The organism is Polaromonas sp. CG_23.6, from assembly GCF_029892315.1.
Lineage (GTDB): Bacteria > Pseudomonadota > Gammaproteobacteria > Burkholderiales > Burkholderiaceae_C > Polaromonas.
On sequence record NZ_JARXUY010000001.1, the window covers coordinates 936,339 to 961,272 of the forward strand.

A 24,934-nucleotide genomic window follows, 5' to 3' on the forward strand; every position below is an offset into this window, starting at 1 on the left:
GTTGCACCTGATGAGCCGCTACATCGTCGGCATCGACCTCGGCACCACCCACACCGTGGTCGCTTACGCACCCCTGGCGGTGGAGCAGGCCGACATCCGCGTGTTTGACATCGACCAGCTGGTCGCACCGGGCGAGGTGACCGCCTTGCCGCTGCTGCCCTCTGTACGCTTTCACCCGGCCGACGGCGAGATGGCCGCCAGCGCGCTGCAACTGCCGTGGCCGGCCGACAGCGGCAACGCCGGCCAGCCGCCTGCGGTCATCGGTCAGTGGGCGCGCCGGCTGGGCGCGCAGGTGCCGGGCCGGCTGGTGGCCAGCGCCAAGAGCTGGCTGTCGCATGCGGCGGTGGACCGGCTGGCGCCCATCCTGCCCTGGGGCGCGCCCGACGGCGTGCCGAAAATCTCGCCGGTCGAAGCCAGCGCCAGCTACCTGCGCCATGTGCGCGCGGCCTGGAACGCGCGCTTTCCGGACAGTCCGCTGGAGCGGCAGGAACTCCGGCTGACCGTGCCGGCGTCGTTTGACGAAGGCGCCCGCGCGCTGACGCTGGATGCCGCGCGGCAGGCCGGCCTGCCCACGGTCCGCCTGCTGGAAGAACCCCAGGCGGCATTCCACGACTGGCTGCTGCGCCACCAGGGCCGGCTGGACCAGGAACTGGCGCAGACCCGCCGCGTGCTGGTCTGCGACGTCGGCGGCGGCACCACCGACCTCAGCCTGATCGACGTGGACATGCCGGAGGATGGCGGCCCGCCTCGCCTGACGCGCGTCGGCGTGGGCAACCACCTGATGCTGGGTGGCGACAACATGGACCTGGCGCTGGCGCACGCCGTGGAAGCGCGCATGGGCGGCACGCCGGGTGCGCCGTTGTCGGCCCCCCGGCTGGCGCAGCTGATGGACCGCTGCCGCGCCGCCAAGGAGGTGCTGCTGGCGCATAACGCGCCCGAACAGACGCCGGTCACGCTGCTGGGCGGCGGCGCCCGGCTGGTGGGCGGTAGCCGCACGGTGATGCTGCAGCGCGAAGAGGTCGAGCGGCTGATCGTCGACGGCTTTTTTCCGCAGGTCGGGCTGGACGCGCAGCCGGTGCAGGCGCGCGGCGGCATCGTCGCCTTTGGCCTGCCGTATGCGCGCGATGCCACCATCACGCGGCACATCGCCGCTTTCCTGCGCCAGCACGGCCCGGACCTGCCCGATGCATTGCTGCTCAACGGCGGCGTGTTCCGCGCCGGGGCGCTGGCGCAGCGGCTGGCCGAGACGCTGGGCGCCTGGCGCGGCGCGCCGCTGCGCCTGCTGCACAACGACAACCCCGACGTGGCGGTGGCGCGCGGCGCGGTGGCCCACGGGCTGGCGCAGCGCGGCCTGGCTCCGCGCATTGGCGGCGGCTCGGCACGCAGCTATTTCTTGCGGCTCGACGAAGCGAAGACGCCCGGCAAGCAGGCCGATGCCGGCCAGGCGCGCGGCATCTGCATCCTGCCGCGTGGCAGCGAGCCGGGGCACGAGGCGCTGCTGAGCGGCCGCAGCTTTGCCCTGCGCGTCGGCCAGCCGGTACGCTTCCAGCTGTTCAGCGCCGTGGCCGACGGCGCCGGCCAGGCGCCACCGCAAGCCGGCGAGCTGGTCACGCTTGACGACGACGCGCTGGTGCGGCTGCCACCCCTCGTCATGGTGCTGGCGGCCGATCCGGCCGATCCCGGCGCCAGCAACGGCCCGCTGGCGCGGCAGGACATCGCCGTTCAGCTGGCCGCGTCCCTGACCGACGTCGGCACGCTGGAACTGCACTGCGTGGCGCTGTCGGGCGCGCGCCAACGCTGGCTGCTGGCGTTCGACTTGCGCCAGCCGCAAGCCCAAGCTGGTGGCCCCGAAGCGCCAGACCCACGGCTGGCAGCGCGCATGGCCGAAGCCATTGCCCGGATCGACCGCATCTTTGGCACCAACAAGCAGCCCGTCAGCCCGAAAGAGGTCACCCAGCTGCGCGCGCAACTCGAACGCCTGCTCGGCGACCGCGCGCAGTGGACCACGCCGGTGCTGCGCCAGCTGTTCGACGCGCTGTGGCAGCGCGAACGCGGCCGGCGCCGCAGCGCCGCGCACGAGCGCGTCTGGCTGAACCTGGCCGGCTACGGCCTGCGCCCCGGCTTTGGCGATGCGCTCGACGCCTGGCGGGTGCAGCAGCTCTGGACGCTGCTGCCACTGGGTGTGCAGCATCCTGGTGACCGGCAGGTGGGCGCCGAATGGTGGACGCTGTGGCGGCGCGTGGCCGGCGGACTGGACGCTACCCAACAGCTGCGCCTGCTCGACGACTTTGCCTTCAACCTGCAGATCAGCGAAGAGGGCGCGGACGGCCTGGAAGGTGCCCGGCCGGTCAGCGGCAGCGCCGGCGACATGCTGCGCCTGGGCGCGTCGCTGGAGCGGATTCCGCCCGCCTACAAATCCGAGATCGGCGAATGGCTGCTGGGGCGGATGAATCAATCCGGCGTCGCGCCACCCGCCCGCCAGCGCGCCGGCCATGACAGCAGCGCCGACGACAGCTTGCTCCTGTGGGCGCTGGGCCGCATCGGTACGCGCGCGCCTTTCCACGGCAGCCCGCATGACGTGGTGCCGCCCGGTACCGCTTCGGCGTGGACCGAACGCCTGCTGGCGCTCGACTGGAAACGCCTGGAAGCCGCCGCCTTTGCCGCCGTCAACCTGGCGCGCGTCACCGACGACCGGGCCCGTGACCTGCCGCCTGCGCTGCGCGAGCAGGTCTTGGGGCGGCTCAGGGCGATTCACGCGCCCGTACCCTGGCTGGCGATGGTGGCTGAAAAAGTCGAACTCGACGAAGCCACCGAGCGCCGCATGCTTGGCGAATCGCTGCCGCCGGGGCTGAGATTGATGGGGTGATGCACGCCTTGGGCCTGCGGCTGGCAGCGCAGCCAATGGCGGGGTAAGGCTGAGTAAGTCGCGCTCAGTGCATCAAACCGGCTGCGCGGTAATTTTTTGGCGCCAGCATGGGGGTCAGTGCTGCAATTGATTAAAACCTTTTCCAGGGCATGAAGGTCTTTCGTCGTGTAGCCCCCCGCTTTAACAAGCTCGGCATCCGATTTCTGGGCTTTTTGCACATCGCTGGAATCATGAAGTGGCTTTACTGAAATTTCCGAAAATGGCCTAGCGTGCGACGTCACGCTAACGTGGCACGATCCAGTCGCCGGTAGCCGTCATCCGGGTGAAGTCGGGGGCCTTGTACTGCATGATGAAAGCGCCCTTCGAGCCGTAGCGCTGGTCAGGCCCGAGGGTGAAGCGCGGGTAGGCTGTCGCTATAGCGGCTTCGTCTGCGGCTTCGACCAGCTCGACAAAATACTCGCGCGAATAACGCTCGCGCATGGTCTGCAGCGCACGCACGCTCACTTCGCAAGCCGAATAAGTATTGCCCTGCAGGCGGCTTAGTTCAGACTGCAGCAGCAGGCCCTGGCGGGACATCCAGTGGCCGGTATTGAGCACTACCGTGTCGATTCGGCGTTGTGCCGACGCATAGGGGTAAACCATCCAGGCGCGCTCGCGCCAAGCCATGGCGAGCGGGGCTGCGTCAAGACCGGCCAGCTCGCCAGAGACGATGACCCGGCCAGCGCGCGGCGGGGGGGCCGTCTCGGTGAAATGGCGCAGCGCGCTTGGCTTGAGCCACAGCACCAGCGCGTCTTGCTCGGTCAGGGCGGCACCCAGGGCGCGGTCGGCTTGCGGGTCGTGCAACTGCTGCTCAATTTCGGCCGTGCTACCCAGCTCGCGCAGCCGTCGGTGCAGAGCCTTCGCCGCCAGCAGCGCAGCCTCGGAGCCGTCGGTGCGCTGCACAATGCGGCGCCAACCCCCAGCAGGTTTTTCATCGACCAGGCGCTCGGCCAGCGTGGCAGCTTCCAGACTCACGCCGCGCGAAAAATAAAACGACCAATGCGATGCGAGCGTGTCGTCCACGGCTGCCGTGTTGGGCAGGACGCAAGGCATCATTTCCCGTTCGCAGAATTGGTGGATCGGTGTCCAGCTGCCGCCGCTGACGCCCGAGATGACTGCGAACACCGGTTGCTGGCGCTGGAGCGTTGCCAGTTCCTGCGGCCACAGCGCCGGGTCGGCCCCGAGTTGCCACACATGGTGCTGCCAGGGCCGTGGCGCACCGGCGTGGCCGGACGGGCGGGGGCTGCGTTCAGCCAGGCAGCGCGACATAATGGAAAGCGTCATGTCCCGTTCAGCGGCGGGTGTATCGGCTGTGACTATGGTCGCCAGATGCAGCGCCTTGTCGTCAACACCGGGCGCCTGACCCAGCGGCAGGGTATCGAGGTAGGCCAGCAGTTGGGCCAGCGACGCCGCATCGAGTTCGTAGCGCGGCATCAGGTAGCCCATGGCCTGACCGCCAGGGCTGCTGCCAGTGAGCATTGCCTGCGCGAAACTCTGCTCGGTGTAGGCGGCGCGTGTGTGCGCAGCATGTTCGGTGCGCGACAGGCCGGTCGGCACCCGGCCTGTGCGGGGTGCCCAACGCGCGCCCGGCGCCCGCAGCAGTGAGCCGATGACCGGCGGAATCAGCTGGTTGCCTTCGGCGCCGCCTAGGGCGCTGGCACGGTGGCAGCTGATGCAGGCGGCCGATGCACCTGCCACGCGCACGCCATCAATGCGGGTGCCACGCAGCGGCATGCCATTGGCAAGCATGCCGGTACGGTAAATGCGCTCGCCGCGCTGCACCTCCAGCGGCACCGTAGCGTTATCCGTTGCCCAGGCGGGCAGGGCCGCCAGCACGGCCCAGCTGGTCGCCAGGCTGAACCGCGCCAATCCAAGCAGCGCCCCGGTCGGATTCATGGGGACGCCGTGAACAAAACCAGCGACTCGCTTATCAGCCGGTCAGGTGAGGCGAAGCCATCGAGCCGCACCCATTGGCGCGAGCCCATAGGCCGCACAAAAGTGACCGGCGTATGACCCATCTTGTCGGGTCGATAGACGTTGAAGGCACGCTGTATCGCATCAATCGCTTCCTGGCTGCCGGTGTAGAAGGTCCACTGCGGCCCGGCACCGAAGCGGCCTGCATACTCCGCAAGGCGAGCCGGTGTGTCCTGGCCTGGATCGACCGACACCGAGATCATCTGCACCTGCCCGGACCTGGAGCCCAGACGCTCCTGGGCAGCCGCGAACACCTGCGAAAGCGGCAGGCAGATGCCCGTGCAGGTGGTGAAGACGAAGTTCAGCAGTACCGGCCGGGTGTTGTCCAGCGCAGCTTCAAAGGTCATGGGCTTGCCGCTGTGCTGGCGCACCTGCACAGCAGGAAGCCTGACGTTGACCATGCTGCGCGAAACATCGTTGCCTGCAGCCGCTGTGCTGTTGGCGTCCTGGGCTGCGTGCTGGCCCGGGTGGGCCGATGCATCGACCCACCCGGCCGCCGCTAATGTTGAGAGCACAAGCGGCAGGACACGGCGGACAAGGCTTATGAACGGGTTCATGTTGTGTCCTCCTGGCAGGTAGCCCATTTAGCCGCCATGGCTTAGGCGACGACGAAACGACGCATCATTTCATGGTCCTCGTGCGACAGGATGTGGCAATGCCACACGTATTCGCCGGGCCGCGCGAAGGTCACCAGGAGGCGGGTCACTTCGCCGGGATAGGTGATCACCGTGTCCTTGCGTCCCGCCTCGTTGGCCTCGGCAGGACGTGCGGCGCCAGACAAGGCGACTTTCGTGAGGTAGCCGCCACTGGTGCTGCCACCGGGGCCCATGGGCTTGTCCAGCAGGGTGCCAGTGAAAGGCTGGCGGCTGAGGATGCGGAAATCCACCAGATGCAGGTGGATCGGGTGCGCGTCCACGGTGGTGTTGTGCAACTCCCAGATCTCGGTGCTGCCTGCGGCCATGATCTCGGTCACCGGGTCAGAGTAGAAAAAGGTGCCAAAGGCCGGGTTGGCTGGATTGCCCACTGACGGATTGACCGTGCCCAGCATCGTCTGCAATCGGCCCAGCGGGTCGGTGCCCTCGTACAGCATCAGCTTGCGCCGTGGCACGCCCGCCGTCTGCAGCGCGGGCAGTGTGCCGAGCACCGGACGCAGGAACACTGGCAGCACGGGTTGACGCACCCCCGTGTTGAGCGGCAAAGTCACTCTGAAAGTCATGATCTTGCCAGCCGTGAGCGGGTCAACCGGAGCGCCATTCGGGAACGGCACGTTGGCGGAGTTGCGCACGCTGATGGTCTCGTTGACCAGGCCAGCGAAGTTCACAACCAGATCGGCACGCTCGCCGGGTGCCAGCAGCAGGTGGTTGAGCGCGACCGGGGCGTCCATCAGGCCGAGCTCGGTGCCGACCTGGTGAAAACGCAGCACGCTACCGTCGGCCTGCTGGAACTTCAGATCGTAAAACCGGGAATCCGAGGCATTAAGCATGCGCAGCCGGTAGGCGCGCGGCTCCACCTCGCATTTCGGCCAGGGCACGCCGTTGACAAGGATGAAATCGCCAAAGAACTCGGGCAGGTGGGTGATGGCCGGCGCTGTGGGGTAAATCGCCAGGTCCGAAGACGGGTAGTACACCTTGCCGGTGGCATCGAACATCCGGTCTTGAATCATCAGCGGCAATTCGTGAGCATGCGAGGGCAACATGCCGCGCTCGATCAGGTAATCCTCATTGGCATCGCGGATCAAATAATTGCCGGCCAGACCCATGCTGACGTTGAGTCGGGTCACGCCCAGCGCATGGTCGTGAAACCAGAGATGCCCAGCTTCCTGCATGTTGTTGAAGACGTAGGGCGTGCTGTAGAGGCGGCCGCGGAAATCAGGCCTGCCGTCGCGGTCGGTGTCGGGCGTGGCCCAACCATCGGGCAGGCCGTCGGCAGCGGTATCGACACTGCTGCCGCCATGACGGTGCGCCACCAGCGGCACCGGCGCCTGGCCGCCCAGATTGCCCGGGTTGGCCCACATCAGCGTAGTGTCTATCGGCAGCCGGTGCGGCAGCGGCGTACCGCTGTCATTGAGCAGTAGATTCTCATAGCTGACCTGGATGCTGGAGCCGGATCGCACTGCAAAGGTCCTTGCCGGCGAGGTCGGCGCCTGACTGGCGGTGCCGTAACCCCACAGCACCGTGGTCAGCGGCTTGTTCCTGCCATCGACGAGGCCGATATTCGAGTTGAATTCCTTGATCTGCAGGCTGTAGCTGGTCAGGCCTGCGCTGGGAACAAAGCGGTTGATGGCGCTCAGGGGATTGGGCAGGGGCTCCCTGAATTTGGGATGGGCCGCCGCGTCGAGCAGCGTCACCGCCGTGCCGGGCGCGGCCAGCGTGACCGGCCCAATGCCCTGCGCCACCGTTGGCAAGCTGACCGTCGGGCTGACGGATACGGTCCCTGTGGTCGTCGCAGTGACCAACTGCGCATGGGCTTTCAGGCCGGTCAGGCTTGAGGCGCCAACGGCTATCACGCCGGCGAGAAATGTGCGGCGACCGGTGACCTTCGTCCGGCCGGTGTTGTCCGCATCGGCGGGAATGAGGTCATGATCGTTGCTGCTGAATGAGGCCATGGTTGTTCTCTTGTCAATTGATTTCCCGTCCCGCGTGTCCCAATGCGCACGGCAGCCGGTCTTGAAAACTTAAAAAACCAGACAAGAGTTCACCCATCGAGGTGCCGATCTCATCGGGAGCATCAGCGAGGGCAAAACATATACAAACAATTGCCTTTAGTATGTTTTTACTAACCGCGCTGAATTCAGTTTCTTGCCAACGTTGACAGTGGTCAATACCATGGAGGGCTAACCCGGCGCTGTTGCCTAAATCAGCGTGAAAAATATCTTTGAGATCAAAACCTTGCGTGAGCCTGACTCTTGCTTTTTGCCGCCAGCATCAAAAAATCAACATTTTAAAAATTCAAAGCTGTTGATTCAAAAGGATTTATTTTGTGCAGCAACGCCAGCAATCGATTCAGGATGGATGCAGTGAATAAAAATACCCGGTAACTTTGCATTCACCCATCGTGTGCTTCAGGCGTGAATAACGATTGGCACCAGCGCTTTGAGCTTGCACCGGAGCTGCCGGCAGGAATGAATGTGGATATTCCAATATGCAAAAAATATAACTTGATGAAACTGATGCCGTGTTCGGAAAGTTTGAGGTGCTGATGTTGCACAAGCCGGTCGAGAAATTTTTTTCACCACGGAGGTGCGCTTCTGGGGCGCTGCGGCACAGCATCGTCTGGGTGCCGCTTCAGTGAGGTAATCACCCGGTTTGACCAGAATGACGCATGCCCGCCACACCATTCACCCATGGGCAGTTGGAGCGTATTGCCCCACAGCTACCGCCTTGCCAAGGTCGTCTTGGCGGGAACCCAAGGGCTTTTTTTCAATGCACTGCTTTGGATGGCCCGCACGGGCACGCCTTGGCGCGACCTTGCCGAGCGGAAGTGGAAGTGGAAGTGGAAGTGGAATATGGTGCATCAGCGCTGGGTTTATTGGTGCGACAAGGCACACTTCGAACGTCTTTTTCTGGACGTGCAACAGCCCGACATGAAGGAGGTGATGATGGGCTCGACGTGCTGCCAGGCGCATCAGATCAGCCACCGGTCCAATACAAGACCTATAGCCGTGTCCCAGCTACCGCTTTCCCGCGCTCAACCAACCGGCCGCATGCCGTGGATCCGCAGCAACTCGTTCGGCCCTTCCCAGTTCCCATCGGCCAACTGGAAGACCTCCAGCTGCTCTTCCATGTCGGCCCACGCCGCTTCCCTGGCTTCGGAGTTCAGGTGGCCCAGGATCTGCAGGATGGGCGAAGCCGAGGTGCGCACAAAGTGCAAATAATCGCGCGCCGACGGCAGCTGGAACGGCGCATAGATTCGCTCCGTGGTCACGCCGGCGAATCCTGCCTGTATGAAATGATCTTCCAGCAGCCTCGGCTTGCCCAGGCTCAGCAGCCCGCCCGGCGCAAACGGATCGCGTGGCCCCAGGCCCGCATGCCGCAACGCAGTGGTCATCAACATGCCAAGGCACGGGTTACGCTGCGGCTCCGAAAACACCAACGCGGCGGCATGCCCGCCCGGGCGCAGTACCCGGTGCATCTGCTGCAGCGCGCGCAGGGGATTGGGGCAGAGCATCAGGCCGAGCCGGCACACGGCCGCGTCAAAACCGTTTTCGTCCAGCACCCGGTCTTCGGCATCGCTGACCCGCGTGTGCACCTGCGCCAGCCCGGCTTGATGCGCATTTTCGCGGGCGAACTGCAAGAAAGCCGGGGAAATGTCAGTGGCCAGCACCCGGCCGCCTTCGCCCACCCGGTGGGCAATCTCCAGCGTCTGGTCGCCCGCGCCGGCGGCGACGTCCAGCACCCGCATGCCCAGGCCGATCCGCGCCGCGCCGAGCAGCGCCGCCGTGGGGGCGGCGAGCCAGTTGTGGATCGCCGGTGTCTGGTGGTTCCAGCCGCTGGCCGACTCGTCCCAGGCCTCGCGGACGGCGTTCTTGAATTGTTCGGGGTTGGCCGGTAGCATGCGGACCTCCTGCGGGTGGATTGCGGTTGCGCCAGTCTGTTACCAAAGCGCAGCCCGCGCAAGCCGCCCAACACGGGCCTGGCCGCTGGCGGCGCGCCGATAATCAACAGCCTGCCCGCCCGCTGCCCCAGAAAGACCCGATGCCCCTAAAGCCCCCTCCCTTGCGACATGCCTGCTGAACCGCCGCTGCCGGGCGGTTTCCTGTCGCTGCAACATGACCGGCCTTTCGTGCTCGACGACGGCGCGTCAAAGTCGCTGCATTTCACGCTGGGCGAGCTGCAAAGCCGCATGCGCCTGGACAGCCCTTGCACTCTGGAAGTGGACTACACCCGCACCATGATGGGCTTTTTGCTGTTCAATCCGTCGCCTGCACACATCGGCATGATCGGACTGGGCGGTGGCTCGATCGCCAAGTTCTGCCACCATTTCCTGCTTGCCAGCCGCATGACGGTGCTGGAGATCAACCCGCATGTGATCGTGCTGCGCAACGACTTCCAGGTGCCGCCGGACGATGAGCGTTTCGAGGTGCTGGCGGCCGACGGCGCGCTCTATTTGCAGGCCTACGCGCCCTGCTATGACGTGCTGCTGGTCGACGGCTTTGACCTGGGTGGCCAGCCCGCTGGTCTGTGCAGCCAGCCCTTTTACGACGACTGCCTGGCGGCCCTGCCGGACGGTGGCGTGCTGGTGGTCAACCTGCATTACGACCATCCCGACTATGCGTTGCTGGTCGGGCGAATTCGCCGCAGCTTTGGCGGCAACGCGGTCGAGATCGTGACGCTGGAAAAGACCAACAGCATTGTTTTTGCCCGCAAAGGCGCAGCGATTTCCTCGAAGGGCTTGCGTCTGGCCGACAGCTTGGTGCGGCTGGATGCCCGGGCGCGGGCAATCCTGAAGCCCGAACTGGCGCGCATGCTCTGGCAGATGAAAAGCCTCGACACGGGCGACGACGGCTAAGCGCCGGGCTTGTTTCAGCCAACCGTCGAGGTCGGCTGTAGGAAGCCTTCAACCGGCGTTTGCGGCCTTGTCTGACGCCCTGGCTGCAGTCTGACACGCACACTGTTGACAACAGCGCGCTTGTGCGCTCTTTTTCAACTAAAAAGGCATCGTCATGAGTGAAAAAACCGCATCCGTCCATTGGCAGGGTCAGGGCAAAAAAGGCCAGGGCCAGATCAGCACCGAAACCAGTGCGCTCAAGGCGTATCCCTACGGATTCGGCAGCCGCTTCGAGGATGACCGGCGCGGCACCAATCCCGAAGAACTGCTGGGCGCGGCGCATGCGGCCTGCTTCACCATGGCGTTCTCGTTTGCCTGCGACAAGGCCGGATTTGCCAACGAACTGGTGGACACCCAGGCCAAAGTCCGCCTGGCGAAAGAAGGCGACGGTTTTGTGATTGACCGTATTGCACTGACCCTGTCGGCCGTGGTTCCGGGCATCAGCGAAGACCAGTTCCAGCAGATTGCCGAACAGGCCAAGAAGGACTGTCCACTGTCCAAGGCGCTGGCCAGCGTGCCCGAGATCACGCTGTCGGCCAGGCTTGAAAACGCGCGTTGAACGCCATGGCGCTGAAGACCAATTTTTCGTTCAGGGTTCAGTACACCGCGGGTTCAAATACTGGCAAAGCCCAGCGCGACGAGTTCATGGACTCGCTGCAGGCTACTTTGCAGCAACTGCTGGCGGCGCAGGATGCCGAAGCCGAGGTGCTGGTCAGCAACGGCCAGCGGGGCGACGGTAACAAGCTGGTGGAGTTGACCACCACGCTGCAGGATGCGCAGCTTGCCCATATCCTGAAGGAATTTTCCGAGAAGAACGGCGTCAGCGTGACGGCTTTGGAATAGCGTCCGAATCAGGCCGGCACGGTCAGCAGTTCGAGCAGACGCGTCAGCGCATGGGCCACGCTGGCCTGGCGCACAGCAACGCGGTCACCGTCGAAACGTTTCATTTCAGTCACCGTGCCGGCCGGCGTGGTCCAGCCGAACCACACCGTGCCGACCGGCTTGTCGGCACTGCCGCCACCGGGGCCGGCAACACCGGTCACTGCCACCGATGCCTGCGCTTGCGAGCGGGCCACGGCGCCCTGAGCCATCGCCCGCGCAACCACTTCGCTGACGGCGCCGTGGCGCTCGATCAGCGCCGCATCAACGCCCAGCAGTTCGGTCTTGGCGGCGTTCGAATAGGTGACGAAACCGCGTTCAAACCAGAGGCTGGAGCCGGGCAGATCGGTGCAGGCCGCTGCGATCATCCCGCCGGTGCAGCTTTCGGCCGCTGCCATCAGCCAGCCCTTTTTTTGCAAAATATCAGCCAAACAGGCTGTTGGCGCAAGCTGGACGGGTGCGAGCAGCTCTGGTTTTGATAGTAAAGTGTTCATGCGAAAAACCGCCACAGTGCAATCACCATCAGCGCGCAGCCGGCAGCCACCAAGTCGTCAAACATGATGCCAAAGCCGGCAATGCTCCAGGCACTGCGGTGTGTGGCCGGGTCCACGCCGTGCGACAGCCGGTCGGCCCAGCCCACCGGGCCGGGCTTGGCAGCGTCGAAATAGCGAAACAGCGCAAAGGCCACGGCCTGGCCCAGCAACCCTGCCGGATTGATCAACCACAGCACGGCCCAAAAGGCGACGATCTCGTCCCAGACGACGCTGCAGGGGTCAAGCACCCGCAGATTGCGCGCGGTGATGGTGCAGACCCACCAGCCCAGCGGAATCGACACGGCAATCAGCCAGCCGATCTCTGCCGGCGACAGCCAGCGCTGCAGCAGCAGAAACGACAGCCAGGCCCACAGCGTGCCGGCTGTGCCGGGGGCGAGCGGGCTCAGGCCCGAGCCAAAGCCCAGTGCCATGAAGTGCGCCGGATGCGCCAGCATGAATTTGACGGTGGGCCGCAACGGGGCAAGCCTCGCAGGGTCAGACGGCTGGCTGGCTACCCGCACAGGGTCAAGAGGCAGTTCGTGATCAAGCATGTCGGGATTATCACGAAGATTGGCTGGATTGGGCATGCGCCAGCAACGTACCTTTACCCGCCCGAGATCCAAACTCTCCTGGGTACGTTGCGGATGAGCGCAGCGCATGGCAGCAAAACCCATTGCCCGCCCGCGACAAACGACCAGTAGCTTGTTAGAACATATAGGTTTACTTATTGCATTTCTTGACTTTTAAAAAAATAAATCCGACGCGGTTTTCTACCTTGCTGACTTGAAATTAAAAGTAATTATTTTTTTAAATTGATTAAAAAAAGAATTTGACAAATTCAGTCAAGCAAATTCACTGCAAGCAAAAAAATAATGGTGAGAGCCATTTTTATGGCTTGAGACCACTGTGGCAGGTCATCAAACGCCTGCTAAAAAACGGTTTCTTCACCAAGTTTTCATCAGCTGTTTGACCTTTTTATTCGCATTGGGCGCCTTGCCTGCAATGGCCCCGGCTACACAGGACAGGCTATTTTTGGCAAGCGCCACTACCCCTTTCATGGTTACTCCGAACTGGCAATGCGAAAACCGTAAGCACAGTGCAAATTTGAAAAATTGGGCCCTTGATGATTTTTTCAAATTTAGACTTCCTCCAGTCCTACACGTTTTGCGAAAAATTCTGACGCCTTCTCAGGAAGCTTGGCTTGATTGAACAAGAGACGTGATGGGTTGAAAAATGGCTTGTTTCATTTTTGAAGGGGTAGGAAATGTACCTGTCAACCCAGGCTTCGCCGCAGCAGTTGCGGCAGGCAGAGCAGGCGAGGCGCAACCGCCAGGACATCGTCAAGGCCTTGTCCCAGGGGCAGGTCTCGCGGCGTGATCTGCTTCGGTGGGGCGTGTTCACGGCAGGCGGCGGCCTGGCGCTTAAAAACGGCTTGAGCCCATTTGTCGGCAATGCCTACGGAGAAATTCCGACGGGCGTTCCCCGCTCGCCGCTGTTTGGCGCGGCCAGTTTTGACATGCCCATGCCGCGATGCGACCTGATGGAGCGAAAGAGCCTGAGCGCCCTGACCCCCTCGCCGCAACAAGCGGCGAACACCACCCCGACCAAGGTGGCCGGGCCGGACGGCATTCTGGTGGACGGACCCATGGAGGGCCGGCCCCCCGGACCGATCTGGGCGCACCAAGGGTGGGATCTTTTCCCGCCGAAAATAGCGGTCGAGCAATGGCAAAAAGGGGCTGAATCCTGCCTTGACTACCGCCCCGGCGTGAACTCCTATTCCAACTGCGACATTGACCCGGCCATGGCGGTCAGGCCCTGCTTTCACCGCCGGATGCCCGATCAAAGCGCGCAGGCCTTCTGGAACTTCGGCGGCACGGTGCCGCCCAAGCTGTTGCAGGGCCGCTATGGCGAGCCTATCCTGTTCAGGCACCACAACGCACTGCCCGCCAAAGTGAGCGCGAACGCCGGATTTGGCCGCAACACCCTTTCCACGCATGAGCACAACGGCCACCACGGGGCCGAAAGCGACGGCTTCACCGGCGCCTTCTTTTTTCCGGGGCAGTATTACGACTACCACTGGCCCATCGTGCATGCGGGGTTTCGCACCATCAACACCAATGCCACCGATCCGCGCTGCGGCGCACCCGATGGCAATGGCGGCATCACCAAGCTGCCGGGGGACTGGCGCGAGACCATGAGCACGCACTGGTTTCACGACCACATGTTCAGCTTCACCTCGCAAAATGTCTACAAGGGCATTGCCGCAATGTTCAACCTGTACAGCTCGCTGGACCGTGGCAACGAAGCCATCAACGATGGCGTCAATCTGCGCCTGCCCAGCGGCACGGCGAAAGACTGGGGCAACCTCGAGTACGACGTCAACATCATGCTGTGCGACAAGGCGTCCGGCCAGGACGGCCAGCTGGCGTTTGACATTTTTAACTTTGACGGTTTTCTGGGCGATCTCATGATGGCCAACCTGGCCTACAAGCCGTATTTTTATGTCGAGCGGCGCAAATACCGCTTCCGCTTTCTGAATGCGTCGGTGTCACGCTTTTTCAAGCTCTCCCTGAGCAATGGCGCGCCGATGATCCAGATTGGCAACGACGGCAACCTCCTCCCGCGTGCGGTGCAGTTGAGCCAGCTCGACGAGATGGGCATTGCCGAGCGCTATGACATCATCATCGATTTTTCCAACTACAGCGACGGCACCAAGATTCACATGGTGAACCTGGCCGAACACAGCGACGGCCGGCGGGTGGCCAAGAATTTGTCGCTCAGCGAGGCACTGGCAGGCAATTCGGCCGACCCCTGCGTGGGCAAATTCCTGGAGTTCCGGGTGCGCGGCACGACCCGCGCGGTGGACAACAGCCGCGATTTCAGCAAGCCCGGCGGCATGGACCTGATTCCCAACCCGGACCTGAGCAAGATCCCGGTCGCGCGTCAGCGCACCTTTGAATGGGGCCGGGGCGCCTCCCAGACCACCAAAGACCCGGTGTCTTCAGCGCTCGGCCCCTGGGGCGTGAAAGTCGATGGCGGCACCATGCTGGCGGCGGACTTTGGCCGCACCTCTGCCGCGCCCAAGAACGGCACCCGGGAAATCTGGACGCTGGTCAATGGCGGCGGCGGCTGGGACCACCCCATCCACATCCATTTCGAGGAAGGGCAGGTGCTGGCCCGCGACGGAAGCGCCAGCAAGGTGCCGCCCTGGGAACGAGGCCGCAAGGACGTGTACCGCTTGCGCCCTGGCGGCAGCATCACGATCACCATGCAGTTCCGGGACTGGGGCGGCATGTTCATGGAGCATTGCCACAACACCGTGCATGAAGACAACGCCATGCTGCTGCGCTGGGACCTTGACCGAGACGGCACCGCCGTGCTGAACCCGCTGCCAACGCCCATTCCCAAGCCCACGGGCGTGACGTTCCTGCCGCCGACCGACCGGCTGCCCACTGCCGGCTGACACGCCGGTTTGCCAAAAACCGTTCCCATTTGCCCCGTCTTGATTCTGGAGGTCAGCCATGCGAACCGATCAGCTATGGAAAAGAGTCGTGCGTCCCCTGCTTGTCACCGCGATAGTCCTGCCCGCAGTGATCGCCCCGCTCCTGGTGCTGGCGGTGGTCCAGGGACCCACGGTGCCGGTCCTGGTCGATGGGACTGTCAGTTCCGACACCGAAAACATCGCGTTTGGCGGAGAACTGACGATTTCCACCCGCGTCATCGACGACACGGTGTTCAATGGCCCGACCATGCTGGAAATGGTCATTGACTTCAGCCGGGTCAAGGGCCAGGGCAAGGCAAGCGGCAAGAAATTCACCAGCGAAGCCCAGGTGATCGTGCACCGGCCCTTGCTGGCTTTCGATGAGGTCGAGGTGATCTTTCCGTACACGCAGGGCAACGACGTGCATGCGGCCCGCTCGGCCATGGTCACCATCAGTGCTTCGCTCAGTGCCAAGTCAGGCATCGTCCTGACGTCAAAAATCAAAAAAGTGCCGCTGGTGTAATCCGGCAACCACCGGGCAACCACCCGGCAATCGCCTTGCGGCGCCATGCACCCCAAGCCACTGCCTGCCTAACCCAGGGAATCTTTCTCATGGCCATGCTTTTACTCTGCTGGAAAGCCGCGCTGAAAGCGATGCTGGTGGCCATGGCATTGGCCCTTCCGTGGCAGGGCGCCATCGCGGGCAACCAGTGGGGCGCGGACTATTTTCCGGACATCGTGCTGACCACGCAGGACGGAGACAAAGTGCGGTTTTACGACGACCTGGTCAAGGGGAAAAACGTCGCCGTCAACGTGATCTACACCAGTTGCAGGGACGAATGCCCCCTGGAAACAGCCCGCATGGCCGAAGTGCAGCGCCTGCTCGGCGAGCGCATGGGCAAGGACATCTTTTTCCTGTCGATCAGCATCGACCCGGAAAAAGACACGCCGAAGGTGCTCAAGGCCTATGCAGGCAAGTTCGGCGTCGGTCCCGGCTGGCTGTTCCTGACGGGCAACAAGGGCGACATCAAGGTGCTGACCCGCAAGCTCGGCCTGTCGCGCAGCAGCGACGCCTTCAGCAAGGACGGCCATGCCAGCAGCCTGATGCTGGGCAGCGATACAAACGGCCAGTGGATGCGCAACTCGGCCGTGGACAACCCGCGTTTCCTGGCCACAACCATGGCGAACTTCTTTGGCTGGAAAGACGTGGTGCCCACGGCCAGCTATGCCCAGGCGCGGCCGCTGGACCTCGGCAGGGCGCAGTTCACGTTTGAAAGCCGCTGCGCTTCGTGCCACACCATTGGCCAGGGGGACCGCATCGGGCCGGACCTGAACCAGGTGACCGTGCGCCGCAGCCCGGCCTGGGTGGCGCGCTACCTGAAGGAGCCGGAAAAAGTTCTTGCCGAAGGTGACCCGAGCGCCGTGGGGCTGTCCAAACGCTACCAGCAGGTGCGCATGCCGAACCTGCGGCTCGGCGATGAGGACGTGGCGGCGCTCATCAGGTATCTGGACGAGCAGGGAAAGGTTGCAGTTACGGCGCAGCAGGCCGCCCCGCCTCAACACAGCCATCAGCACAAGGAAGCCGGCCGCTGAAAACGAACTTTCAATCCATCTATTTGACACAACGGGCAGGCTCAGGCCTTGCCGCTGGCCGAGGCGTTTACTGGCCCGCTTTGACCCGCAACGAATGACCAGCAACACAGGAGTTTGTCATGCAAATAAGAAGTCCATCTCCATCGAGCCGCTTGCTCACATGGCCAGAGATGCGCGCAAGCGTCACCGAACGGAAGCTGAAAGCAGCTGGCAACAGTGCTGATTCACGTGCGCGCCTCTTTCCGCGATCTGATCCTTGGGCGCAGTTGCCTGCCCTGGCCGCGGGCCTGACGATCGGAGCGTCATTTCTGGCCCGTCTGTCGCCAGCCGTTTCTAACCCTCCGAACGGTGGACAACAGCTTTCTCAGGAAGGTATTTCGATTCCACCAACACAACGGGAATGCATCATGGAATTCAATATCTATCAACGATTCACCAAATGGATCTCACGCGCTGCGTCCAGGCCGGGCGCGCGCTGGGGCAGGCAAGCGTCAATCACTTCGGATTCCAGGCAACAAGACCTTCACGCACGGGGGGGCAAGCCGGGATTGGCAGCCCCGGCCCTGCTGGGGATGGGGTTGGCGCTGGCTTGGCTGATGGCTGTCGCGCCGCTTGCTTATGCCAAAGGCGGCGTTGTCAGCACGAATGCCATCACCGTCGGACCGGCGACGCTTGCGGGCGGCCCGGTGCCGTTCGACATCACCGGCGCCATTCAGTCGCTGACGGCCACCAACCCCAATGACCCTTATTCCGGCGGCACTATCGTCGTCAACGGCATTACCGTGATAATCCCGGCCAACCTGGTCGTGACGCTGCCGGCCGCCTACAAAACGGTTGGCCAGCTCTTCCTGGACTCGCCGGTGGCTGGGTCCGGGCTGGCCCTCAATGACCCGGTCCCGCCCATTGCGGCTTATGAGGCCAGCATTGCAGGCAATATCGTCTATGGCGAATACCGCGCCGGGCTGGTCAGCATCGCCCCGCAGTCGGCGAACACAGCCAACGGTTTCATTCGCAGCATCAACTACTACACTGGCGTGATGTGCGTCGGCAGTACGCCCGGCCCCTGCGGTGCCAGCGATGCGCGCGTGATGATCAACGACACGGATGGACGCTATGGCCTGGCCAATGGCATGGGCAGCAAGGCATCACCCGACAAACGCTTTGGCGTCGACTCCGACAACCCGACCATTCATGCTGCATCGGGCTACCCGATGTGCCTGCCGCGCGTGGCACCGCCCGCTGTGGACAGTGAATGCCCCATGAGCAACCGCCTGCAGGTATCGCCCGGCGTGTTCGGCACCACGTTCGTTATGGACAGCAATCCCCTGATTCCGCCTTCGCCCTTTGTTGGCGGTGCGGTAACGCCTTGCCCAACCTGCAACGCCACGAAGCAGGCACCGCTGGTCGTCGGTGACTACATCGCCTATTCAGGTATTCTGGCTCGCGACAACTGGGGGGGCATTTATGTCGCGGCCTATTCGATTGAAGCCAACGTCGGCATCTTCACGCCGATCGGCAAGACGCCGTTTTACATGTACGTCGATGCTCCGCTGATCACGACTGGGCCGGCCATCTGCCCCGCCAATGCCGAATGCCAGGCCCGGCTGCGCACGACGATTTTCATGACCGACCCGAGCCGCACACCTGCGATGTACGCGGTTGACGAAAACGCGGCCGGTGACCGAACCAGCCGCGCGCTGCCTTCCACGCTGGTCAATACCGCCGTTCTGGGTCGCTTCGTCTTCCACACGGAAAAAGACACTCGGGTTTTCGGTGGCGCCAATGGCGTAACGCGGGAAATCATGGGCCGGGTCGCCGGCGTAGCCGATAACACACCCGTTTTTTACGGCACGACGCCGAACGTACCCCCCGCCATGGTGACGGCCAACGGACTGGTTTACGGACAATACGTGTCACCGGTCGGCGAATACATCTTTCCCGAGCCAAATGTGGGCGGCGCCGTGCTGACGCCCTACAACTTCCGCTGCTTGGCGTTTCTTGCCAAAGGCTGGGGACAAGGCGGAGCGCTGAAGTACATCAATCCACTGTCCCCCTTCCCCGAAGCAGCAGCGCCTGCCACGGTCAATTGCGCGTTCTGACAGCGCCGCTTTGCCGGCGTTCAGCAAAGCCTTGTTGAACGCCGGCTTTCTTGTGCAACTGCAACAAGGAATGATCCCGGGCGTTGGTGCAGCAGGCGCCTTGCCAGTGCAAAGAAAGTTGCTTGGAGCCCCCTCAAGCGGGCTCGAATAAAAGGGAAGAAGGAAACCGAAATGACTGCATTCAAAGTGACTGTGGCGCCAGGTTGCGGGACACGGCAAACGGACTGGACTCACCCGGGCCATTCACCCAGTCCTGGAGGGCCGAGGCGGCGATTCGCCGGCCGGGTGCACATGAAGGTTCCGCTGCTGATCGCCGGCGCACTGGGCGTCATGCTGTTCGCAGCCAGGGTACCGCAGGCAGTGACCCCGCTCAGCGCCCTGGATTTGAGAACCGTCGCTGTGCCCGGACCTTCGCAGGCCGTCCTGAACGAATACATTGTCGACAAGACGGCGGCCATCCAGCTGGGCAAGGCGCTGTTCTGGGACGTTCGCGTGGGCAGTGACAACAAGACGGCGTGTGCCAGCTGCCATTCCAGCGCTGGCGCTGACACCCGCACAAAAAATCAGCTCGACCCGGGTCTGCTGAGGCGAACAGAGTTTCTGGTACCCAATCCCGACAAGACGTTTGAATTGGGCAGTGGCCCAAATTACCAATTGAAAGAAAGCGACTTCCCATTCACGCGTTTTCTGACTCAAAACTGGGAGACCAACAATCCGAACGACCGGGTCGATGTCAACGACGTGGCGTCGTCGCAAGGCGTCTTCAATGGTGAATTCAAAAGCATCGACGTCACCAACAAAGGGGCCGATGCCGACCAGTGCGACTACAAAACGGACCTGGACAATTTTCACATGGGCAAACTCAACAGCCGGCGGGTCGAGCCCCGCAACACGCCGACTGTCATCAATGCCGTGTTCAATTTCCGCAACTTCTGGGACGGCCGCGCCAACAACGTGTTCAACGGCGGTGATCCTTTCGGCCTGAGAAATCCGAACGCCCTGGTCTGGAAAAAAGAAGCTGGCATTCTTCGCAAGGTCAATGTGGCGATTGAGTCATCGTCGCTGGCCTCGCAAGGCTCGGGCCCGCCCGGGTCTGGAACGGAGATGAGTTGCAGTGGCCGCGCATTTGTCCATATTGGAAAAAAACTCCTGAAGCAGAAGGTTCTGGACGGTCAGGCTATCTCGCCAGACGACAGCGTGCTCGGGGAATTCGCAAAGGGCCGACCTCCGTACCAGTCGCTTGTCAAGAGGGCCTTCAACCCCGCCTATTGGCAGTCGCCCGACGTGGTGCGCTTTAGCCAGGCCGATGCCCGGGAGCGCAAGTCCATGGACCTGCAAGCGCCGGCGCCGTCCTTCAACAAGCAAGGCGATGAAAAAGTTAGCCAGCTGGAGGCCAATTTCGGTTTGTTTTTTGCACTTTCCCTGCAGATGTACCAGTCAACGCTGGTGTCCGACGACAGCCGGTTTGACCAGTATGCAAGGACAGACGGGAATTCCGACAAACTCAACAAGGACGAGCAAGCCGGATTTGCAATTTTCCAGGGCAAGGGGCATTGCATCAACTGCCACGGCGGCGCCGAGCTGACCAATGCCTCGTTTCGCAGTGTCATTGACAAGCGCCTGGAAGTCATGGTCATCAATGGCAGGAACAAGACCTATGACAACGGCTTCTACAACATTGGCGTGCGCAAGACGCTGGATGACATCGGCATCGGCGGGACCGATGGCTTTGGCAACCCATTGTCCGAAAGCTTGCTTTTTCTCAACGGAAAGTCCAGCCTCCTGGGAAATAGCTTTGATTCCAGCAAATACGCAAGCTTTCCCAAGGAGGTGAATGTCAATGGTGCCTTCAAGACCCCCGGGTTGCGCAATATCGAATTGACCGGGCCTTATTTTCACAATGGCGGCAAGTCCACGTTGATGCAGGTGGTAGACCATTACAACCGGGGCGGCGACTTCGGCAAGGACAACCAGGAAAACCTCGACGTCGATATTCAGTCTCTGGGCCTGAGCGAAACCGAGAAAGTCAATCTGGTGAAGTTTCTTCTGACCTTGACGGACGAGCGCGTGCGAATGGAAAAAGCGCCATTCGACCATCCTTCTTTGTGCATGCCCAATGGGCATACCGGCACCGGAGAACCCTCATCCTATGGAATGAACGCTGCCGATGACAAATCTATTTGCATTAACGAAGTGGGCCGGCAAGGCAATGCCAGTGGAATTCTGCCCTTCATGAATCTTTCACCGTTTTCTCACTAGGTCTTTTGCAGACCCAGAACCTCGGCGACTTGTCATGACTACACGCAAAGGAAACACCATGATTGATTTTTTGACGAAAATTTCTCAAGCCCGGTCAGGACTTGCCACTGGCCACGGGGCGGCGTCGTCCGCTCTGGCAGGGCTTGTCACCAGCATGGCGATACTCGTAGCGGGCGCGGCATCGGCGCAGAACATCGACAACCCGCCGCTCCTGCCGCAAGACATCACCGTCTTTCCGGAGCGCGATTTCACGTCGATCAGCGGGTTTGCGCCGAACGCCGACCTGCTCGTGCAGCTCCGGCGGGGCGGGGTGGTCAGCGATGCCGTGGGACGCACTGATGCGACCGGCTTTCTGGAGGTGAACCACCCGGGCGGCTTGTGCTGGAGGACCGTCACGCCCGACATCGTCCCGGCCGACGTGGTGCGGGTCACCTACCGCGATACCGCCAACAACCGCTTGAATGTGCCGACGGTGGTCATCGGTTCGGGTGCGGCGGCCACGACGCAGAACGTCACGGCAACGCAAGCCTTCGATGCCGGAAACGGCACCGTGGTGATCAAAGGCAAAGCCCAGCTGGCCAATGGCAACCGCATTGCGCTGAACCGGCTCGAAGTCAGGATCGTCAATCCTGAATTCATAGGCACGCCGGGCAGCCGCATCGGAAAGCGCGACATTCGCGCCGACAGCGCTGGCGGGCGCGTGGACGGTACCAATGGCAACCCGATCCCCGGGACCCGCGGCACGCTCGTCTATGACGGCACCGCCACCACGTTCACCGCCGTTTTCAGCGGCCTCAATGCAGATGAACGCCTGCTGGTGGTCGAAGGACAAACGCGCGTCATGGGATGGCAGCAGACCACGGCGGCAGGCGACCGGCTCGGCATGACCATCTACGAGGTCGGCGAGTCCGGTGGTCCCGGCATGGGCGGTTGCCCGCCCGGCCCCAATGGCGTGGTGGCTCCGCAGAACCCGAATGCGCCGGTGTACTACCTGCCAGCCAATCTGCTCGATGCGTCGCTGCCCACCAACCAGTTCGCCTTGAAAGATGTCACCGTGTTTCCAGAGCGTGACTTCATCTCGATCGCGGGGTTTGCGGCAGGAACCGAGCTGCAGGTCGTCGTGCGCAGAAACACGTTGGCCGCGCCGATCATCGGCACAGCCCGGGGTCTTGTCGGTAGGGGTGGACTGTTTGAGGTCAATCATCCCGGCGGCGTGTGCTGGAGCGGGCAAACGCCGGACATCCGTGCCGATGACATGGTCGATGTGTTCAGTGTGGTGAGCATGCAGTTCCAGGCCGGGCAGAGCCAGCGGGTGATCAACACCAAGGTCACCAAGTCCGCATTTCTCAGTCGCGACGCCAGTGGCGCTCTCGATGGCAAAGTGCGGGTCAATGGAAGCGCCGCTGATGCCAGCGGCGCGCCCCTGCCGCTGGGCTTGACGGAGCAGCGGATCATCAATCCGGACTTCACCACGACCCGCATCGGTCGGCGCGACATCCGTGCAGACACCAGCGGCGGGCGGGTGGAAAACGTCCCGGGCGGCTCTGGAAACCTGTTCCAAACTGGCACGGGCAGCGACTGGAGGGCGATTTACAGTGGATTGAACACCACCGAGCAGCAACTGGCGGTGGCCGGGCAGAGCCGTGCAATGGCCTGGCTTGCCACGAATGCCAATGGCGACCGGTTTGGCATGACGATTTTCGAGGCGGGCGAGGTGGGTGGTCCAGGCATGGGCGGCTGCCCATCCACGGGCTACGCTTCGATTCCGCTGCCGACCACAACGCCTTGACCCGTTTGCGCTGTCCAGTTCAATTCGCTTCGATTCGCGTACTGGGCAGCGGGCTGCGCCGGACCGTTGCGACAACGGTTGTCGTGGTCCGCCAATCTTGCAGGCGGACGCGAAACTGAAGATCCGACACCTGAAGAACCCATACCTTTTTTTGACAGGAGATGGCAATGAAAAAGCGATTCATGCTGGGGGCTGTGGCCGCAAGTCTTGTCTGGCTGCCGCCGGCTTTTGCGTCTGACGACAGCCGGATCGAATTCCACGGCGGCATCGGCTCGACGCCGTTTGCGTTGGTCAGCGGCGCACCCGGGCCCAATGATGTGCGCGGCATCGCGCCGGGCGGGCGCCCCTGGGTCATTGAAAAGCTTCGGGCGGCCATTCGTCCCGACGGAAATATTTCGGTCAGGGGCCAGGGTCTGCTGCTGGCCGGCGGCAATTCGGTCGGTCTGCCCGCGCTGCCGCGCCAGGTGGTGGCCACGCTGTTTTGCGGTGCCACGGAGCTCACCTCGCCACCCGCAGACCTTGATGCGAGTGGCAATTTCATGATCCGGGGAACGCTTGGCGCCGCGCTGCCTGAACCGTGTCAAACGCCGACCTTGCTGATCCGCAATTTTTCTGCCAACGCCGCCGGGGCCTGGTTTGCCGCCGGGATTCCGGAAAACTGAAGCGTTTCGGGCACGGTGACAAAGCCGCTTGGTGGCGTGTGCCAAGTCGATTCTTCACGCCAGCGGCTGCAGGTCCGCGCGTCTGGAATAAAGGCCGTGACCCGGACATGCCGGGAGCTTGCGTCGCCCCGGTGCTGCAGGCTCAGGCGAAGTGGTCGAACGAGGTGTAGGTGTTGGCCACCGCCTGGCCTTGGGCGTCAATGAGCCGCAGGCCGCGTTCGCTGTCGATGCGGCCGATGCGGGTAACGGCTGTCTGGCTGCTGCGGGCCGCAGCCGCGACGCTGGCGCGGGCCGATGCGGGCGCCGTGAACAGCAGCTCGTAGTCGTCGCCCCCGGCCAGCACCCAACCCAGCCGTTGCTGTGGCTTGATTTCAGTATCAAAAACCTTGATTGCGCAAGCTTCATAAGCACTTACAGCTATTAAATTCATAGCTATTGCGGTGTTTACGGTGGCGCCTGCACCCGACTGCTTCAGCAGGTGGCCCAGGTCGCCGAGCAGGCCGTCGCTGACATCGATGGCTGCCGTGGCGATGCCGCGCAAGGCCACGCCCAGCGCCACCCGCGGGCTGGGCTGCTCCAGCCGCAGGCGGGCGGCAGCCAGCACCGGCGCGGGAACGGACAGCGTGCCGCGCAGCACTTCGAGCGCCAGCCGGGCATCGCCCAGCGTGCCGCTCACATACAGGTCGTCGCCGGCCCGGGCGCCTGAGCGCAGCAGCGCCTGCGAACGTCCGTTGACCACCGGCACCTCGCCAAACACGGTGATGCAGATGTTCAGCGGCCCCTGCGTGGTGTCGCCGCCGACCAGCTCGCATCCATGGGCGTCTGCCAGCGCCAGCAGGCCGCGTGAAAACGGCGCCAGCCAGGCCGCGTCCACGCGGGGCAGCGCCAGTGCCAGTGTGAAGGCCAGCGGTTTGGCTCCGCAGGCGGCCAGGTCGCTCAGGTTGACTGCCAGCGCCTTGTGGCCCAGCGCGGCCGGATCGACATCGGCAAAGAAATGCCGGCCCTCGACCAGCATGTCGCTGGAAATCGCCAGCTGTGTTCCCGGCGCGGGCTGCAGCAGCGCGCAGTCGTCGCCCACCCCCAGCACCGCACGCGGCGTGGGGCGCGTGAAGTAGTGCGCAATCAAGTCGAATTCACCCATGGCGGCAAGCATACCGTGAGTCTTGCCAGCGGCTGGCCGAGTGTTCTGCCACGCCAGGCACGCCTTCATAAG

At 63.1% G+C, this 24,934-nt stretch carries 20 protein-coding genes; 12 read left to right on the forward strand and 8 right to left on the reverse strand.

From position 1 onward, the window contains the following. The first annotated feature begins 10 nt into the window (after positions 1 to 10). Positions 11 to 2,866, forward strand: coding sequence for an Hsp70 family protein (locus H4V98_RS04435; protein ID WP_196864266.1), 2,856 nt, complete (start codon positions 11 to 13; stop codon positions 2,864 to 2,866). Positions 2,867 to 3,148: 282 nt separating this feature from the next. Here the strand turns inward: H4V98_RS04435 and H4V98_RS04440 are convergent, their stop codons facing one another. Genes H4V98_RS04440 through H4V98_RS04450 form a run of 3 tightly spaced genes read right to left on the reverse strand, consistent with a single transcriptional unit; the run spans position 3,149 to position 7,484 of the window. Then, positions 3,149 to 4,801 carry a c-type cytochrome gene (locus H4V98_RS04440; RefSeq protein ID WP_196864265.1) on the reverse strand — a complete coding sequence of 551 codons (1,653 nt, stop codon included), beginning with the start codon at positions 4,799 to 4,801 and terminating at the stop codon, positions 3,149 to 3,151. Beyond that, on the reverse strand, positions 4,798 to 5,436 hold the full coding sequence (locus H4V98_RS04445; RefSeq protein WP_196864264.1) for an SCO family protein: 639 nt from the start codon (positions 5,434 to 5,436) through the stop codon (positions 4,798 to 4,800). Before H4V98_RS04445 ends, H4V98_RS04440 begins: the two co-directional genes overlap by 4 nt. A 41-nt stretch (positions 5,437 to 5,477) precedes the next feature. Next, the gene (locus H4V98_RS04450) at positions 5,478 to 7,484 is read right to left on the reverse strand and encodes a multicopper oxidase domain-containing protein (RefSeq protein WP_196864263.1); all 2,007 of its coding nucleotides are present in this window, start codon (positions 7,482 to 7,484) and stop codon (positions 5,478 to 5,480) included. Between the two features lie 256 nt (positions 7,485 to 7,740). On the opposite strand from H4V98_RS04450, the gene H4V98_RS04455 reads away from it, so the two are divergent. Continuing rightward, on the forward strand, positions 7,741 to 7,899 hold the full coding sequence (locus tag H4V98_RS04455; protein WP_196864262.1) for a hypothetical protein: 159 nt from the start codon (positions 7,741 to 7,743) through the stop codon (positions 7,897 to 7,899). Between the two features lie 667 nt (positions 7,900 to 8,566). Here H4V98_RS04455 and H4V98_RS04460 read toward each other — a convergent pair. After that, the gene (locus H4V98_RS04460; RefSeq protein ID WP_196864261.1) at positions 8,567 to 9,433 is read right to left on the reverse strand and encodes a methyltransferase domain-containing protein; all 867 of its coding nucleotides are present in this window, start codon (positions 9,431 to 9,433) and stop codon (positions 8,567 to 8,569) included. A gap of 168 nt (positions 9,434 to 9,601) precedes the next feature. On the opposite strand from H4V98_RS04460, the gene H4V98_RS04465 reads away from it, so the two are divergent. From H4V98_RS04465 to H4V98_RS04475, 3 genes are all read left to right on the forward strand, one after another. Beyond that, the gene (locus tag H4V98_RS04465; RefSeq protein ID WP_196864956.1) at positions 9,602 to 10,387 is read left to right on the forward strand and encodes a transferase; all 786 of its coding nucleotides are present in this window, start codon (positions 9,602 to 9,604) and stop codon (positions 10,385 to 10,387) included. A gap of 154 nt (positions 10,388 to 10,541) precedes the next feature. Next, positions 10,542 to 10,985 carry an OsmC family protein gene (locus H4V98_RS04470; protein WP_280757297.1) on the forward strand — a complete coding sequence of 148 codons (444 nt, stop codon included), beginning with the start codon at positions 10,542 to 10,544 and terminating at the stop codon, positions 10,983 to 10,985. A gap of 5 nt (positions 10,986 to 10,990) precedes the next feature. Beyond that, the gene (locus H4V98_RS04475; RefSeq protein ID WP_196864954.1) at positions 10,991 to 11,269 is read left to right on the forward strand and encodes a hypothetical protein; all 279 of its coding nucleotides are present in this window, start codon (positions 10,991 to 10,993) and stop codon (positions 11,267 to 11,269) included. Positions 11,270 to 11,277: 8 nt separating this feature from the next. Here the strand turns inward: H4V98_RS04475 and H4V98_RS04480 are convergent, their stop codons facing one another. The 3 genes from H4V98_RS04480 to H4V98_RS04490 all read right to left on the reverse strand — a co-directional run bounded on the left by H4V98_RS04480 (position 11,278) and on the right by H4V98_RS04490 (position 12,974). Beyond that, positions 11,278 to 11,799 carry a CinA family protein gene (locus H4V98_RS04480; protein WP_196864953.1) on the reverse strand — a complete coding sequence of 174 codons (522 nt, stop codon included), beginning with the start codon at positions 11,797 to 11,799 and terminating at the stop codon, positions 11,278 to 11,280. Next, a complete protein-coding gene (locus H4V98_RS04485; RefSeq protein ID WP_231374913.1) occupies positions 11,796 to 12,293 on the reverse strand; it encodes a phosphatidylglycerophosphatase A in 498 nt (165 codons plus the stop codon). Before H4V98_RS04485 ends, H4V98_RS04480 begins: the two co-directional genes overlap by 4 nt. 489 nt (positions 12,294 to 12,782) lie before the next feature. Beyond that, positions 12,783 to 12,974, reverse strand: a complete 192-nt coding sequence (locus tag H4V98_RS04490; RefSeq protein WP_280757298.1) for a hypothetical protein — start codon at positions 12,972 to 12,974, stop codon at positions 12,783 to 12,785. Between the two features lie 128 nt (positions 12,975 to 13,102). Here H4V98_RS04490 and H4V98_RS04495 point away from each other — a divergent pair, with 128 nt between their 5' ends. The 7 genes from H4V98_RS04495 (at position 13,103) to H4V98_RS04525 (ending at position 23,721) form a co-directional block, all read left to right on the forward strand. Further along, entirely contained in the window at positions 13,103 to 15,301 is a 2,199-nt protein-coding gene (locus tag H4V98_RS04495) for a multicopper oxidase domain-containing protein (RefSeq protein WP_196864951.1), read from the forward strand. A 58-nt stretch (positions 15,302 to 15,359) separates the two neighbouring features. Next, entirely contained in the window at positions 15,360 to 15,842 is a 483-nt protein-coding gene (locus H4V98_RS04500) for a hypothetical protein (RefSeq protein ID WP_196864950.1), read from the forward strand. Positions 15,843 to 15,931: 89 nt separating this feature from the next. After that, positions 15,932 to 16,912, forward strand: a complete 981-nt coding sequence (locus tag H4V98_RS04505; RefSeq protein WP_196864949.1) for an SCO family protein — start codon at positions 15,932 to 15,934, stop codon at positions 16,910 to 16,912. A 407-nt stretch (positions 16,913 to 17,319) separates the two neighbouring features. Continuing rightward, positions 17,320 to 19,011 (forward strand): hypothetical protein, encoded by a 1,692-nt coding sequence (locus H4V98_RS04510; protein WP_196864948.1) that lies wholly within the window; start codon positions 17,320 to 17,322, stop codon positions 19,009 to 19,011. Between the two features lie 291 nt (positions 19,012 to 19,302). Further along, a complete protein-coding gene (locus tag H4V98_RS04515; RefSeq protein ID WP_231374910.1) occupies positions 19,303 to 21,270 on the forward strand; it encodes a cytochrome c peroxidase in 1,968 nt (655 codons plus the stop codon). A gap of 58 nt (positions 21,271 to 21,328) precedes the next feature. Continuing rightward, positions 21,329 to 23,059, forward strand: coding sequence for a hypothetical protein (locus H4V98_RS04520; protein ID WP_196864946.1), 1,731 nt, complete (start codon positions 21,329 to 21,331; stop codon positions 23,057 to 23,059). A gap of 167 nt (positions 23,060 to 23,226) precedes the next feature. After that, complete coding sequence (locus tag H4V98_RS04525) at positions 23,227 to 23,721, forward strand: hypothetical protein (RefSeq protein ID WP_196864945.1); 495 nt, start codon at positions 23,227 to 23,229, stop codon at positions 23,719 to 23,721. Between the two features lie 142 nt (positions 23,722 to 23,863). On the opposite strand, the gene thiL is transcribed toward H4V98_RS04525, so the two are convergent. After that, the gene (thiL, locus tag H4V98_RS04530; protein ID WP_196864958.1) at positions 23,864 to 24,862 is read right to left on the reverse strand and encodes a thiamine-phosphate kinase; all 999 of its coding nucleotides are present in this window, start codon (positions 24,860 to 24,862) and stop codon (positions 23,864 to 23,866) included. Positions 24,863 to 24,934 lie beyond the last annotated feature (72 nt).